Origin of the sequence: Marihabitans asiaticum, from assembly GCF_007828725.1 — a bacterium.
In the GTDB taxonomy this organism is placed as follows: Bacteria; Actinomycetota; Actinomycetes; order Actinomycetales; family Dermatophilaceae; genus Marihabitans; species Marihabitans asiaticum.
The window spans coordinates 283,597-297,679 of sequence record NZ_VIUW01000001.1 but is presented as its reverse complement, the minus strand read 5'-3'; the positions used below and the strand labels follow the sequence as shown (position 1 = coordinate 297,679).

At 68.6% G+C, this 14,083-nt stretch carries 16 protein-coding genes and 1 pseudogene; 5 read left to right on the top strand and 12 right to left on the bottom strand.

The genetic code is table 11. The features are described from left to right. Positions 1 to 201: 201 nt before the first annotated feature. Complete coding sequence (locus FB557_RS14685) at positions 202 to 759, bottom strand: OmpA family protein (RefSeq protein WP_144854955.1); 558 nt, start codon at positions 757 to 759, stop codon at positions 202 to 204. Next, complete coding sequence (locus tag FB557_RS01370) at positions 756 to 1,418, bottom strand: ICP22 family protein (RefSeq protein ID WP_144854953.1); 663 nt, start codon at positions 1,416 to 1,418, stop codon at positions 756 to 758. The genes FB557_RS14685 and FB557_RS01370 overlap by 4 nt, the downstream gene beginning before the upstream one ends. 92 nt (positions 1,419 to 1,510) lie before the next feature. Between FB557_RS01370 and yaaA the strand changes: the two genes are divergently transcribed. Next, positions 1,511 to 2,290: a peroxide stress protein YaaA gene (gene yaaA, locus FB557_RS01365; RefSeq protein ID WP_144854951.1), complete on the top strand. Its 780-nt coding sequence runs from the start codon at positions 1,511 to 1,513 to the stop codon at positions 2,288 to 2,290. Between the two features lie 104 nt (positions 2,291 to 2,394). Here the strand turns inward: yaaA and arsC are convergent, their stop codons facing one another. Genes arsC through FB557_RS01350 form a run of 3 tightly spaced genes read right to left on the bottom strand, consistent with a single transcriptional unit; the run spans position 2,395 to position 4,088 of the window. Continuing rightward, positions 2,395 to 2,748, bottom strand: a complete 354-nt coding sequence (gene arsC, locus FB557_RS01360) for an arsenate reductase (glutaredoxin) (protein WP_144854949.1) — start codon at positions 2,746 to 2,748, stop codon at positions 2,395 to 2,397. Positions 2,749 to 2,756: 8 nt separating this feature from the next. After that, a complete protein-coding gene (locus FB557_RS01355; protein ID WP_144854946.1) occupies positions 2,757 to 3,413 on the bottom strand; it encodes an NAD(P)H-binding protein in 657 nt (218 codons plus the stop codon). Between the two features lie 36 nt (positions 3,414 to 3,449). After that, the gene (locus FB557_RS01350; protein WP_144854944.1) at positions 3,450 to 4,088 is read right to left on the bottom strand and encodes a hypothetical protein; all 639 of its coding nucleotides are present in this window, start codon (positions 4,086 to 4,088) and stop codon (positions 3,450 to 3,452) included. A gap of 118 nt (positions 4,089 to 4,206) precedes the next feature. Between FB557_RS01350 and FB557_RS01345 the strand changes: the two genes are divergently transcribed. Both FB557_RS01345 and FB557_RS01340 read left to right on the top strand, forming a co-directional pair. Beyond that, entirely contained in the window at positions 4,207 to 4,911 is a 705-nt protein-coding gene (locus tag FB557_RS01345) for a M50 family metallopeptidase (RefSeq protein WP_246074301.1), read from the top strand. A gap of 81 nt (positions 4,912 to 4,992) precedes the next feature. Next, complete coding sequence (locus FB557_RS01340; protein ID WP_144854940.1) at positions 4,993 to 5,763, top strand: SDR family NAD(P)-dependent oxidoreductase; 771 nt, start codon at positions 4,993 to 4,995, stop codon at positions 5,761 to 5,763. Positions 5,764 to 5,933: 170 nt separating this feature from the next. Here FB557_RS01340 and FB557_RS14425 read toward each other — a convergent pair whose 3' ends face one another. Next, positions 5,934 to 6,977, bottom strand: a complete 1,044-nt coding sequence (locus FB557_RS14425; protein WP_246074299.1) for a thermonuclease family protein — start codon at positions 6,975 to 6,977, stop codon at positions 5,934 to 5,936. 143 nt (positions 6,978 to 7,120) lie between these two features. Here FB557_RS14425 and FB557_RS01330 point away from each other — a divergent pair, with 143 nt between their 5' ends. Beyond that, positions 7,121 to 8,119, top strand: coding sequence for a DNA topoisomerase IB (locus tag FB557_RS01330; protein ID WP_144854938.1), 999 nt, complete (start codon positions 7,121 to 7,123; stop codon positions 8,117 to 8,119). A 221-nt stretch (positions 8,120 to 8,340) separates the two neighbouring features. Then, the gene (locus FB557_RS01325; protein WP_144854936.1) at positions 8,341 to 8,703 is read left to right on the top strand and encodes a (deoxy)nucleoside triphosphate pyrophosphohydrolase; all 363 of its coding nucleotides are present in this window, start codon (positions 8,341 to 8,343) and stop codon (positions 8,701 to 8,703) included. A 28-nt stretch (positions 8,704 to 8,731) separates the two neighbouring features. Here FB557_RS01325 and FB557_RS01320 read toward each other — a convergent pair. The 6 genes and pseudogenes from FB557_RS01320 to FB557_RS01295 all read right to left on the bottom strand — a co-directional run bounded on the left by FB557_RS01320 (position 8,732) and on the right by FB557_RS01295 (position 14,082). Continuing rightward, positions 8,732 to 9,724 (bottom strand): annotated as a pseudogene (locus FB557_RS01320) (IS3 family transposase). After that, complete coding sequence (locus FB557_RS01315; protein ID WP_144854934.1) at positions 9,672 to 10,382, bottom strand: hypothetical protein; 711 nt, start codon at positions 10,380 to 10,382, stop codon at positions 9,672 to 9,674. The pseudogene FB557_RS01320 and the gene FB557_RS01315 overlap by 53 nt, the downstream one beginning before the upstream one ends. A gap of 316 nt (positions 10,383 to 10,698) precedes the next feature. Continuing rightward, positions 10,699 to 11,415: an ABC transporter ATP-binding protein gene (locus FB557_RS01310; protein WP_144854932.1), complete on the bottom strand. Its 717-nt coding sequence runs from the start codon at positions 11,413 to 11,415 to the stop codon at positions 10,699 to 10,701. Continuing rightward, complete coding sequence (locus FB557_RS01305; RefSeq protein ID WP_144854930.1) at positions 11,408 to 12,478, bottom strand: branched-chain amino acid ABC transporter permease; 1,071 nt, start codon at positions 12,476 to 12,478, stop codon at positions 11,408 to 11,410. The genes FB557_RS01310 and FB557_RS01305 overlap by 8 nt, the downstream gene beginning before the upstream one ends. Further along, entirely contained in the window at positions 12,475 to 13,341 is an 867-nt protein-coding gene (locus FB557_RS01300; protein ID WP_144854928.1) for a branched-chain amino acid ABC transporter permease, read from the bottom strand. The genes FB557_RS01305 and FB557_RS01300 overlap by 4 nt, the downstream gene beginning before the upstream one ends. Then, positions 13,342 to 14,082 carry an ABC transporter ATP-binding protein gene (locus tag FB557_RS01295; RefSeq protein WP_144854926.1) on the bottom strand — a complete coding sequence of 247 codons (741 nt, stop codon included), beginning with the start codon at positions 14,080 to 14,082 and terminating at the stop codon, positions 13,342 to 13,344. Between the last annotated feature and the right edge of the window lies 1 nt (position 14,083).

Here is a 14,083-nt window from a genome sequence, read left to right as displayed (position 1 = left end):
TCGTCTGAGGTTCCCCGGGGATCTGCGAAGGGTGGGCCGGGTCGCGAGTGACCGTTCGTCTGAGGTTCCCCGGGGATCTGCGAAGGGCGGCCGGGTCGCGAGTGACCGTTCGTCTAAGGCTCCCCGGGTATCTGCGAAGGGCGGGCCGGGTCGGGAGTGACCGTTCGTCTGAGGTTCCCCGGGGATCTGCGAAAGGGGGCGTCAGCGCTCCCAGCGCACCTCGACCCGGCGGTTCAGCGCCCGGCCCTCCGGATTGTCCTCGCCGCCGACGGTGTTCGGCTCGACCGGCTCGCTCTCACCCTTGCCGGTGACGGTCGAGCTCAGGTCGCTGCGTTCCTTCGCGATGGCGTCGGCGACGGCTTGTGCGCGGCGCTTCGAGAGCTCGCGGTTGTCGGCATCCCCGCCGATGGAGTCGGTGTGTCCCTCGACCTCGATCGTGGCTCCCTCGGGCACCTCGTCGACGAGGTCGCCGATGGCCTTCGTGGCGGTTGGGGTGAGGTCGGCCCTGCCGAAGGCGAAGAGGATGTCGCTGCGCAGGCTGAGCACCTGCTCGTCACCGTCGGTCGACTCGCTCTCCAGCTCCGAGACCGAGCCCTCCAGGTCCAGAGGACTGACGCGGCGGTCGAGATCGGCAACGGAGGCCTGACGCTGCGCAGAGCCGATCTCCTCCCCCTTCGCTCCGGGCGGCAGCTCGGCCGCCGCAGGGCCAGCGCCCACGAGCAGCAGGGCGCCGGCAGCAGCCAGGACGACCGTCCTCACGACAGCGGGACCTCGGTGAGGGACCTAGCACCGCCGACGACGTTGACGGTGACGCTCTCGACGTCCTCGGGCGGGGCCGCGAAGACGGCGAAGGCGTAGTAGCGCTGGCCCGGGCCGAACTTCGTCCCTTGGTAGTCGGTGAGCAGCGGCTTCGGCTGCCCCTCACCCTTCACGACGTCGTGTACGCGCAGGTTCGTCGTGTCGATCACCTGCGGTGCCCATGTCTGCTGCCCGAGGTAGTGGTAGAGCCACTGTGGTTTGCCGTCGCCCTCGGCGGGGGTGAAACGGAAGGTGAGCACGAGCAGCTCGTCCTCACGGCGAGCCTCCAGCAGGTCCACCGTCAGGGTGGTGGGCTCACCGGTCGAGTCGGTCGCGGGCGCCTCGACGGTCGCGATCGGCTCCGGCGGCTCTTCCGGGTCGACGCCGGGCTCGCCAGCCTGGGTGTCCAGCTCCTCCGAAGAGTTCTCACCGCCCTCGTCCTCGGACCCGGTGGCGCTCGCCGACCCTCCCCCTTCGTCCTCGGACCCGGTGGCGCTCGCCGACCCTCCCCCTTCGTCCTGGCTGGCGCTCGTCGCGGGCTCCTCCGACCCGACACCGATCGAACACCCGGTGAGCATCAACCCAGCCGCCACCGCGGCCACCCCTGCTGCTCTGCGCATCGCACCTGTCCCTGTCCTCGACAACGTGCGCGAGCCTACCGAGCCCGCGCAGCCATCGGGGGGCACGTGCCGCACTCCGGTACGTTGCAAGGGTGCTCTCCCTGCTCTCCCCCGCGAAGTCCCTCGACCTCGACACCCCGCTGCCGACCCGCAAGCACACCCAGCCGCGGATGCTCGAGCAGGCGGGCGAGCTCGTCGAGGTGATGCGGGGCAAGTCCCCGGAGGAGATCTCCGAGCTGATGAGCATCTCCGCCGACCTCGGCGAGCTCAACGCGCAGCGCTACGCCGACTTCGAGACCCCCTTCACCCCCGCCAACGCCCGCCCGGCGATCTTCACCTTCGACGGCGACGTCTACCAGGGCATGGACGCCCCCGGCCGCTTCGACGCCCGCGACCTCACCGAGGCGCAGAAGTGCGTGCGCATCCTCTCCGGGCTCTACGGGGTGCTGCGCCCGCTGGACCTCATGCAGCCCTACCGGCTCGAGATGGGCACCCGGCTGGCCACCGACCGGGGCGCGAACCTCTACCAGTGGTGGGGTGCCGCGATCACCGAGCAGATCGCCGCCGACCTGCAGGAGAGCCCCGGCGCCGACGTCGTCGTCAACCTCGCCTCGCAGGAGTACTCGGGGGCAGTGGATCTCGGCGAGCTCGACGGGCGGGTGATCACGCCGCGCTTCGAGGACCGGGCGAAGTCCGGGCAGTGGCGCGTCATCTCCTTCTCCGCCAAGCGCGCCCGCGGCGAGATGGCCGCCTGGCTCGTGCAGCACCGGGTGCGCTCGGCGAAGGCGGTGCGCGACTTCGACGGCGGCGGCTACCGCTACGTCGAGGGCGAGTCGACCCCGGACGTCCCGGTCTTCCAGCGGGAGAGCTGAGCGACCCCCCCCCTCGACCCGCTGGCCGAGCGCGCGGGGCCCGCTGGTTCGAAGAGGAGACGTCACCTCGAGGTGACGTCTCCTCTTCGATCGGCGAAGGGAGGTCAGCCGATGAACTCGGCGACCCGCTCCTTCGGACGGCCGATGATCGCGCGGTCCCCGCGGATGAGCACGGGACGCTGCATCAGCCGCGGGTGGTCAACGAGCACCTCGACGATCTGCCCGTGGCTGCGCACGTCCTCATCGCTGAGACCCTGCTCGGCGAAGTAGGAGTCGCGCCGCACGAGGTCGCTCGCCGGGTCCTCGAGCTGGGTGAGCAGCCGGCGCAGCTCGACCTCGTCGAGCGGAGACTTGAGGTACTCCACGACCTCGACATCGACGCCGGCCTCCTCGAGGGCCTCCTTGGCGTGCCGCGAGGTCGAGCACCGCGGGTTGTGCAGCAGCGTGATCTCAGCCATGACCGGCCTCAGCCCTGGTGCGCGGCGAGCGCGTCGGCGATGGGCGTAGAGCCGGCGTTGAAGCGGACGGTCTGACCCCCGAGAGCAGCGCCGGCGCGGACGGTCTCGGCGATGACCCGCGCTACGTCGGCGCGCGCGACCTCGTCCGCCTCGTCGGCATCGGCGTCGATGGTCCCGGTCGCCTCACCGGACGTCAGCTTGCTCGGCTGGAGGATCGTCCAGGTGAGGTCCGAGCCGCGCAGGTGCTCGTCGGCCGCGGTCTTGGCCTCGGCGTAGTGCCAGAACGGGTTGTCCTGCGGCACACCGTGATCGGGACCGGCACCGAAGTAGCTCACTATGACGTACTGGTCGACCCCCTGCCGGGCCGCGGCGTCCATCGACGCGGTCGCGGCGTCCCGGTCGACGGCATAGGTGCGGTCGGGGTCCCCGCCGCCGGCGCCGGCCGACCACACGACGACGTCCTGCCCGGCGAGCAGCTCGTCGAAGCCGTCGGCGTCGAGGGTCGCGATGTCGGCGACCCGTGCGCGGGCTCCGGTCTGCTCGACCTCGTCGCTCTGGTCGGGGTTGCGGATCACCGAGGTGACCTCGTTCCCATCCTGGACGAGCAGGGGCGCGGCGAGCAGTGCGATCTTGCCGTGCCCACCGATGATCATGACGCGTGCCATGTGGTCCTCCTTGCGGTTGTCGGTCCTCTCTCGACCCTAGGACCTACCCGCGGGTCGGGTCACGGTCGTGCGCACCCGGGTCAGGCTGGGCCGCCGCGGTGCGGAGCTGAAGCCGAAGTCCGGCGCGGGGTCCAGGGGTGCGATCGCGCCGAGGTCGGTGCCGTGCCAGGTCCCCGACAGCGAGATCACCGCGTGCTGGTCGCGGGCGCCGTAGTACTCGCGTCTCCCGTTGCCTGCGCTGCCGTAGGTGCGCACACCCGGATGCAGCACCCGGGCGACCGGGTCGCCGAGCACCGAGGCGAGCCGGCTGGTGGCGAAGGGGGCGGGCAGCGCCCGCAGGAAGCGGCCCGTGCCCGTCCGGTCCCCGATGCGCAGCGACACGCGAAGGGGGCCTGCGTCGACTTGCCAGGTCCACCCCAACGCGTTAATCCCGTTGTGCTGCAGCTCGACCGGGCAGGTCACCACCTCGTCGAAGTGGTAGGTGGCGCTGACGTAGTCGCCGACCTGCGCGCTCGGGGCGAGGAGCACCCGGGTGCCGTCTGCGGTGGCGACCATGACATCGGTGAAGGCACCGAGCGGTGAGTCCGCCCAGTCGCCGACGACGAGACGGACCCCGCTGGTCGAGCCCGCCCCGAGGATCTGACCGTCGAAGCGGTCGGTGACACGTCTGTTCATGCCCCGATCCTGCCAAGGCGTCCGGGCTGCGGCCGACCCCCCGCTCCCCGGGCTGCGACGAAGGAGCCTCGAAGGGACCCACAGCGCGATGACAGGTGCCGCCCCTACCGTGCGGGGCGTGGATCCCAGCGACCTGAGCGCGCGCCTGCGCCCGGTGGCCGAGCCGGCGGCCCTGACCGGGACCGGCGTCGCCGTCGTGCTCGTCGTCGCGGTCGCCGCCACCGCCACACCGGCGCTGTGGCGGCATCTGCGCCTGGCGGTCACGCTCGTCCACGAGCTCGGGCACGCGGTGGTCGGTGTGGCCGCGGGTCGGCGGTTCACCGGCTTCGTGCTGCGCGGCGACGCCTCGGGGCACGCGGTGACCGTCGGGCCGGCACGAGGACTGGGCGTGGTCGCGACGACGTGGGCGGGGTACCCGATGCCGGCGCTCGTCGGAGCCGGGCTCGTCCTGGCGGGCGCGAAGGGGTGGGCCGCCCCGGTCCTCGCGGCCAGCCTGGTCGCGCTGCTCGTGGCGTTGCTCTTCGTCCGCTCGGCCCTGACCGGGCTGGTGGTCCTCACGGTCGGGCTGTCGGTGGGGACACTCTGGTGGTGGCGGGAGGACCCGGTGCAGCAGCACGTGCTCGTCGGGGTCGGCGTCGTCCTGCTCGTCGGCGCGTGGCGTCACCTCGGCTCGCTCGTCGGTGACCGGAGCCCGCGCAGCGACACCGGTGCGCTGGCCCACCTGACCGGGGTGCCCGCGGTGGTATGGCTGGTCAGCTTCGCGCTGGCGTGCGCGGTTGCCGCCTGGGCCGCGAGCGGGCCGCTGCTCGCCCCCTTCGCCTGACGGTGCGCGAAGGGCGACCGCCGCAGCTGCCTTGGCAGGCGCGACCAACCCCGGGTTGCCCCGGTCGGGGAGAATGGCGCCATGACCTCCGACGCACCCGCCATCACGCAGAGCTCGCCCGGAGTCGCCGTGGTGACCGGAGCGAGCTCCGGCATCGGCAAGGCGACCGCGCAGCGACTCGCCGCCGACGGCTACGACGTCGTCCTCGCCGCCCGGCGCACCGAGCGGATCGAGGCCCTCGCCGAGGAGATCGGGGCGCGGGCGGTCACCTGCGACGTCACCGACACCGAGCAGGTCGCCGCGCTCGCCAACGCCGCCGGGCCGCAGGTCGCGCTGCTGGTCAACAACGCGGGCGGCGCCTTCGGGCTGGAGACCGTCGAGGAGGCCGACCTGGCGAAGTGGCGGGCGATGTACGAGACCAACGTCATCGGCACGGTCGCGGTCACCCAGGCGCTGCTGCCCGCCCTGCGTGCCGGTCGCGGCACCGTCATCACGATCACCTCGATCGCCGCGCACGGTGCCTACGAGAAGGGCGCCGGCTACTGCGGTGCCAAGGCCGCCGAGGCGTATGTCTCCGACGCGCTGCGCCTCGAGCTCAACGGCGAACCGGTCCGGATCTGCGACATCGCGCCCGGGCTGGTGAAGTCCGACGAGTTCTCCCTCGTCCGCTTCGACGGTGATGAGGAGAAGGCCGAGGCGGTCTACGCCGGGGTCGAGGAGCCGCTCACCCAGGAGGACGTCGCCGAGTGCGTCGCCTGGGTCGCCGGCCTGCCGCACCACGTGAACATCGACAAGATGACCGTCAAGCCGCTCGCCCAGGCCGCCCCGCACAAGCTCCACCGCACCACCTGATCCGACCCCACCCCTTCGCAGATCCCCGGGGAATCTCAGACGAACGGCTCCCCTCCCCCTCCGCAGATCCCCGGGGAACCTCAGACGAACGGCTCCCCACTCCCTTCGCAGATCCCCGGGGAACCTCAGACGAACGGCTCCCCACCCTCTTCGCAGACCCCCGGGGAACCTCAGACCTTGGCGCGCCGCCAGCCGGCGTTCAGGGCTTCCTGCTCGGAGCAGAACATCCGCTCGCCCTTGCTCGGACTGATCTTCGTCACGCCGTAGTACCGCTGTCCGGGGAGGTGGTAGATCTTCTCGCCGTCGCTGGCGATGTTGCCCTTGATCGTGCAGCTCTGCTGCTGCGTCGGTGAGGGGGCCGCAGGTGTCGGCGCCGCGGAGCTGGGCTTCGGCTGAGGAGCCGCTGGGCTGGGCTTCGGCGAGGGCGCCGCGGAGCTGGGCTTCGGTGCCGGCGCGGCCTGCACCGGTTCGGGCTGGGCGCAGCGGCTGCTCCAGATCCCCCGACCGTTGCTCTTCGCCGTCGCCTCGGCACGTCGGTGAGCGGCCTGGCCCGCGTAGGCCCGCGCGTAGGTGTACTCGGTGGCGAACCCGCCGCGGATCATCGTCTCGGCGAGCGACGTCCCCGAGCTGTCGTACGCGTGCCGCAGCAGCCGTCCGTACCGGTCCCGGTCGCCCTGGGTCGAGTCGGCGGCGATCCACACCGTGCGGCTCTGTGCCAGGGACTGCATCTTCGACGCCGACTCCTGCCCGAAGCACTCCTTCGGGTTCAGCTCCGGGGCGTCGAGTCCGATGATCCGCACCCGCTCGGAGGTCCCCTTGACCCGCACGCGCATCGTGTCGCCGTCATAGACGCTGAGCACTGGGACCGCCAGCGCGCCGGCGGGCACGGCGGACGGCCGCTTACCGGTGGTGGCTTTGGGCGAGGGCGAAGGGGGTGAGCTCGCGGTCGCGGTCGACGCCGCCTTCGTGGTCGGAGACTTCCCGGACGACCGGGAGGGCTCGGGCTTCGTCGAGGAGGAGGCAGAGGTTGTCGACGAGGTGGTCGACGAGCTGGTCGACGGCCGGCTTGTCGAGCTCGCGCCGGAGGCACTCTCGTTCGCCGTTGACGCCGGCCCTCCGATCAGGCTGGCCACGGCACCCACGCCGCAGAGCCCGACGCACAGCGCGAGGACGGCGCCGCAGATCACGAGCAGGGTCTTGGCGGTTGAGCTCACGAGGGCCTTTCGTTGCCGGACGATCCAGCCCACACCTACCCCAGCCCAGCGCCCTGACCAGGCACGTCACCCCCTTCGTGATCGGATCGATGCCGCGTCCCGCTCCCGCCCCCTTCGCCCTCGACCTGCGGCATCATCCCCCCATGAGGCTGCGCACCGTCTCCCCCCGTTCGAAGGGGTGGACCCGCCGACGGGCGGGCCGTGGCTTCACCTACCTCGACGGCGACGGCCAGCGGCTGCCGGCCGACGACGTCGAGCGCATCCGCGGCCTCGCGATCCCACCCGCGTGGCAGGACGTGTGGATCTGCCCCGTGCCCAACGGTCACATCCAGGCGGTGGGCACCGACGATGCCGGGCGGCGGCAGTACCTCTACCACCCGCAGTGGCGGGTCAAGCGCGACGAGGCGAAGTACGACCGTGTCCTCACCGCGGCCCGACGTCTCCCCGAGGCGCGCAAGCGGATCGCCCTCGACCTCGGCGCGGAGGGCATGCCGCTGACCCGGGCCACGGCGGCGGCGGTGCGACTGCTCGACCTCGGGTACTTCCGGATCGGCAGCCAGAGCTACACCGACGACAACGGGTCGTTCGGGCTGACGACCTTGGAGCGCAGCCACGTGCGGGCGGCGAAGGGGGCGCTGGTCTTCGCCTTCGTCGGCAAGGGCGGGATCGACCAGTCGATCACGATCGAGGACGAAGAGGTGGCAGCGGCCCTGGCGGTGATGCGTCGGCGGAGGGGAGGCTCGGGTCGGCTGCTCGCGTACAAGGACGGGCGCCGGTGGAGCGACCTCGAGGCGGCGCTGGTCAACGAGTACCTCGCCGAGCTGTTCGAGGGCGAGTCGATCACGGCCAAGGACTTCCGCACCTGGCACGCCACCGTGCACGCCGCGGTCGCGCTCGCTCGCTCCGAGGAGCCCGGCGACACCAAGGCCTCACGCCGGCGCGCGATCAAGGCGGCCGTCGAGGAGGTCGCGGCGTACCTCGGCAACACCCCGACGATCGCGAAGGGGTCATACATCGACCCGCGGGTCCTCGACCTGTACGAGAGCGGCACGAAGCTCACGATCCCGACGTCGAAGCGTCGCCGGACCGTCGAGCAGGAGCAGGTGGCGATCGAGCGCGCGGTGCGCGAGCTGCTCGCGTAGCTGGCGATCGCTCTGTCGCTACCCGGGGCCGGCGATGACCCGACTGGAGCCCAGGCAACCTGAGAGCAGGGAGTGCGGGCCCCACCTACAACGAAGCCCGCGACAACCCTATGGTCGAGTTGCACCCTTCGAGCCTCGTTGGCCTTCGCACCAGGAGATCGACCTATTGCCCCTGCCGATTGCGGTGCGACATGGCCATGCATAGGAAGAGCGGAAGATACGTGAGCAAAGAGATCCGTGTCGTCGGTGCGGTGATCGTCGAAGGCGGCAAGGTCCTATGCGTGCAACGGAGTTCGCGCGGTGTTTTCCCTGGGAAGTGGGAGTTCCCCGGCGGGAAGATCGAGTGCGGCGAAGCTCCACGGGACGCACTAGCTCGCGAGATTCGCGAGGAACTCGACTGCGTGGTCCGGATTGACGATGAAGTCACCACGACCCGCCACGAGTACTCGTTCGGCGTCGTTACCCTGACGACCTTCTGGTGTCGACTTGCCAGCGGCACACCACGTCTGGTCGAGCACGTTGCGCAAGTTTGGTTATCGCCACGGCAAATCGTCGGTCTTGACTGGGCACCGGCAGACATCTGAACCGCCCTGGGTTCGATGGAGGCTCGATCTATTGGATTCCGGCCCTGGCGGGGTCGGGTTCTTGGGCAGCGTGGAACGCTGCTTCGTACTCTGCTGGTGGGACGTTGGTGCAGTGTCCGTGGAGTCGGGTCTCGTTGAACCAGTGGACCCAGGACAGTGTGGCGAGCTCGAGCTCGTCGACGTCGTCCCAGCCGGTGGTGTCGGGGCCGTAGACGCACTCGGTCTTGTAGAGCCCGTTGGTCGTCTCTGCCAGGGCATTGTCGTAGGAGTCAGCTACGGTTCCGATCGAGGGAAGCGCGCCGATCTCCTCGAGTCGCTCGGTGAATCGCACCGAGGTGAATTCACCCTGCGACCCGGCATCGGAGTGGGTCACAAGCCCAACGGGGCGACGGCCTCCGCGGAAGGCTCTGGCCATCTCGAGGGCGTCGAAGACCATCTCGGTCTTCATGCTCGCCGCGACCCGCCACCCGACGATGCGGCGGCTGAACGCGTCGACGATGAAACACACGTAGGCCATGCCCGAGCGGGTCGGGACGTAGGTCAGGTCCGTCACCCACAGAGCATCGGGACGATCCGCGGCGAAGTGTCGGTTGACCAGGTCCGGTGCCCGGGCCGCGTCGGGGTCTTGCGTGGTGGTGGCCACTTTCTTGCGCCGCCTGGAGACCCCCTCGATACCCAGTCACTTCCAGGGGCGGTCGAGCTCCGCCGCGAAGAAAGCCGCTGACCGCTTCAGCAGATCGTTTGCCCGGCGCAGCTCGCGGTTCTCCTGCTCCAACTCCTTGACGCGCTCGGCCGCCGCAGTGCTCAAGCCCGGCTCGACGCCCTCATCGACATCGGCCTGCTTGACCCACACGCGCAGGGACTCCACACCACACCCGATCTGGTCAGCCACCCGCTGCACCCTCCCGTGCGTCGTGCCAAGCTCCTTACGCAGTTGCCGCACCATCCGCGCCGCTCGGGCCTTCTCCTCAGGCGAGTACCGCCGCGCAGTCGGCCTCCCCGACGTGCTCTTCGTTCCCATGCCTCCATCCTCGTTTCCAAGGTCGGGAGCCTCCAAGCAACCCAGGGCGGTTCAGGCCCTGCTTGCGTGCGGCCTTAACCTGCGCTCTGCTCCACCCGAGCCGTGTCTCAAGGTCCGTCGGGGTGACATGTGCCGGCTCCAGAACCAGATCCTCCTCTGGGATGAGCTGGCGGATCCGGGCAGGTGACCATCCCAGGGTCTCGCCAACCTGGTCAAGACTCTTGCCATCGCGCCACAGCGCCGCGGCTCGACCTTGCTGCTCGGCCGAGACTCTGGTCACCGGTGGCCAGCCATGAAGCGCCGTCTCGATGAGCCGCGGCTCGACACCGGATCCCTTGGCCACCTCCTCCACTGGCGTGCCCACCCCGATCTCACCTATCCATGACTCGAGCCTCGACAGATGCGGAGCGAGAGTCCGGGTCAGTGCCGTCTCCGACCATCGCTGGACCGTCGCATGGTGTTTGAGCCCGAAAGCAGACTGAATCTCCTTCACTGCGACTCCGCAGAGGCGCATCTGCATCGCCTGAGTAGCTTGCTCCGCGAGAGGCTGCTTGGCCTCGAGCCAGAGCTCAACGAGCCACTGTGCGCAATCGGGGTCGAGCCCCTGCTGACGAAATGACCTCACCCAGATGGGTGCCAGGTGGTCAGTCGTGGGCATGAGGCGAACTTCGCTCTCTGAGGTCGATCCCGCACGGAGATGGCCTGACGTGGCACCACCGGCCGCTCCCGGGTCTCAGCCCTTCACAGCACCGATGACGGGTACCCGCTCGGCAAGCGGTACCACCGTCGCCGTCAGGCCGCCCGGGCCGGCGAGATTCACGCCGGACACAAGGCCCAGCTCGACGCCGCCGGGTTCCCCTGGCTCACCGGTGCGTGAACCTGAGACGGGACACGTGGGCCACGTCTGTGGGTGCGGGTTTCGACAGCAGATCAGATGGAGTCCTCTTACGGCTGCCGATCGCTCGGGTCGTTTCTCAAGTGGTGGCGGCGCGACCGAGGTATGCAGCGCGTACCTCCTCGGAGCGGGAAACGTCTTGCATCGAACCTGTAGCGATGATCTGACCGTTGTTCAGCACGACAACGGAATCGGCCAGAGCGGTCACCGCCTGGAGCACGTGCTCGATCATCACGATCGCCACCCCCGTGTCACGGCAGGCTCGAACCTGGTCGATGACGACGTCCACCTCTGCGGGCGTCAGCCCAGCCATGACCTCGTCCAGCAGCAGTAGCTTCGGGTTCGAAGCCATTCCGCGGGCAAAGTCCACCACACGGACCATCGCGGTCGGGATGTCGCCCAGTCGCCTGGTCCGATAGCGCCACAGACCGAAGGCCCGTAGTTGCTCTTCCGCTATCCGATTGACCGTGCTGAAGTCCTTCGATTGTCGGTAGGCAGCCATGGCGACACACTCGAACACGTTTAGTTCGGCGGTGTTGCCCGTCACCTGGAACGTCCGGGATACGCCCATCTTGAACACCTTGGCAGCGGGGCGACTGGTGAGCTCCTCACCGTCGAGTTGGATCCGTCCAGCGTTGGGCTGCAAGTAGCCCGAGATGAGATTGACGAGGGTCGACTTGCCAGCCCCGTTCGGCCCGATCAGAGCCGTGACCTCACCGGCGGGCGCAGTGAACGAGACGTCCGTCAGGACCCTAAGGCCACCGAAACTCTTGGCAACTTCAGCAACCTCAAGCATGCGCTGGCTCCTTGTCGTTGGATTCGAGCTCTGGTTCGACCTCGTGATGCTCGCGCGATGGGAACAGCCGGTCCAAGAGGGCGTTCCACATCGGGACGATGCCGTCAGCCCCGAGGCGCAGAATCAGGATCACGATGGCGGCGTAGATGATCTGCGTGATGCTGGAGACGCTCGAACTGGTGACGTCGAACGCCCTCAGTCCCTCTTCCAGCGCGGCGATGCCGATGCCCGCCACGATCGGCCCGGCCAATGTCGAAGATCCGCCGATGATGGCGCCAACCATCATCAGGATGCCAATCTCCAGTGTCAGGACGGACTCGTAGCTGACGAAGCTTGTGTACTGGGCGATCAAGCTGCCGGGGATGGCCGTCAGGGCCATGCTCAAACCCATCGTCAGCGCCTGGTTGCGCACGACGTCGATGCCCATGCTGGCGGCCATGTCGGGGTCTTCCCTGATGAACGGCAGAGACCGCCCGAACCGCGTCCGGCTGGTCAGCCACATCGTGAAGCAGACGATCACTACGAGCAGTATCAGGGCCACGTAGTACAGCGGCTTCGGGTCGAGGAACCACTGCAAGTGCAGGAGCCCCTCACCTGAGGTGTGGTTCTGAAGGCCGTCGACCTCGCCAGTGAGTGACCAGGATGCGGCGATGCCGGAGACGGCCAGCGACAGGGCCGCGGTGCCGAGAGCGAAGAAGAACGCGTTGACGCCGAACCGGCTCATGATGGAGCTGACGACGATGCCGACCAGACCCGACAGGAGCATGCCGACCAGAATCGCCAGCCACACGTTGACGCCGTGACCCCAGGTCAGGATCGCGACGGTGAACGCACCGATACCGAACCCGGCGACATGGGCCAATGACAGCAGGCCAACGAGGCCACCCGCGATGTTCCAGGTGAAGTTGCGCATCGCGTAGATGAGGGCGATGAAGCCGACGCCCACGAGTGCCGGATCGACGACCCACGGGAACACGATGGCGCCGATCATGCTCGCGACGACGATCAACGTGTTGATCGTTTGGCGTGGAGTCGTGTTCCGGAGGGCCTTGAGTGTTGTCATGCGAAGTCCGCCTTTCTCACGATCAGTCCCTGCGGGCGGACCAGGATCACCAAGAGGAACAGCAGGTAGATGACGGAGGAGGTCAGGGAGCCGGACACGAACGTGCTGCCGGCTGCTTCGGCCAGGCCCAGGATGAGTCCGGCGAGGACTGTTCCCCAGATTGAGGCGACGCCCCCGATCACGACGATGATGAAGGCCTTGATCGTCAGGTCGAGCCCGAAATGCGGTGAGACTGGCTGGAACGGGATGAGGAGTGCGCCGGCGATCGCCGCGATCGCCGCGCCGAAGGCGAAGGTCCCGCGGTAGACCCGGGGGAAGTTGATGCCGACGTGGACCGCTCCAGGCAGGGACTGCGAGCATGCCCGCAGGTTCTGGCCCAGACTCGTGCGGTATACCACCCAGGAGATCAAGACCGTTAGAGCGAGGCTGATGACGGCTGCCATGAGTCGTCCGGAGTTCACCGATACGCCGAGGATCTCGACCGACGAGAACGGCCATGGGTTTGCGATGGTCTGGTAGGGCTCGGGAAACTTGATCTGGAAGAAGTACTGCATCGCGATCCCGAGGCTGATGGTGATCACGAGCTGTGCGTGCCCGGGCTTGTGCAGCGTGAACTCAAGGAGCCAGCGTTCGATGACGTAGCCGAAGGTGGCCGCGAACAGCGCCACACCCATTGCAGCGACCAGGTAGGACGGCAGGCTGGTGGGGGCGATCCACAGCAGTCCGTACATGCCAATCAGCACGAAGTAGCCGTGGGCGAAGTTGACCACCCGCATCACGTTGAAGACGAGGAACAGGCCCAGGCCGATGAGGGCATAGATCACGCCCTGCAGCAGTCCGGTCACCAGAATCTGCATCAACATTCAGGAACCACCTTCCACACTCTCGACGTCGACGGCGAAGTAGCCGCTGAGGATTGCGTCCGAGCGCAGGAGCGCCTCGCTCGAGTCCGACGCGGTGACGGCACCGGACTCGATGACGTACCCCCACGAGGCCATCGCGAGGGTTTGATGAACGTTCTGCTCGACCAGCAGGATGGGCAGGCCCGAATGTGCGATGCGTTCGATCGTCGACATGATGAGATCGACGACGATGGGCGCGAGGCCAAGGGACGGCTCATCCAGGACGAGCACTTTTGGCTGCAGAGCCAACCCACGGGCGATGGCCAGCATGCTCCTCTCGCCTCCGCTGAGAGTGCCGGCGAACTGGCCCTTGCGTTCTGCCAGCCGCGGGAAGAGGTCGTACAGCGCGTCCAGTTCGAAGACTTGCTCTTGCGAGCGACCCGAGCGTTTCGACGCCAGTTCGAGGTTCTCCTGCACCGACATGTCGGTGAACAGGTAGCGGTCTTGGGGGACGACCACGAGGCCGTTGCGAACCATCTCCCAGGGCTGGGACCCGCGAACGTCCTGACCAAACAGATCGAGCTTGTCGGCCTTCATGGGCAAGAGGCCAAGCATGCCTTCGATCAGGGTGGTCTTGCCGGCTCCGTTGGCCCCGAGCAGTGCGACCACCTGGCCGCTCGGGATCGTCAAGTCGACCGACCTGACGATCTCCGAGCGGCCCCGCCACACGCGCAGGCCCTGAACGCTCAGCGCTGTGTCCATC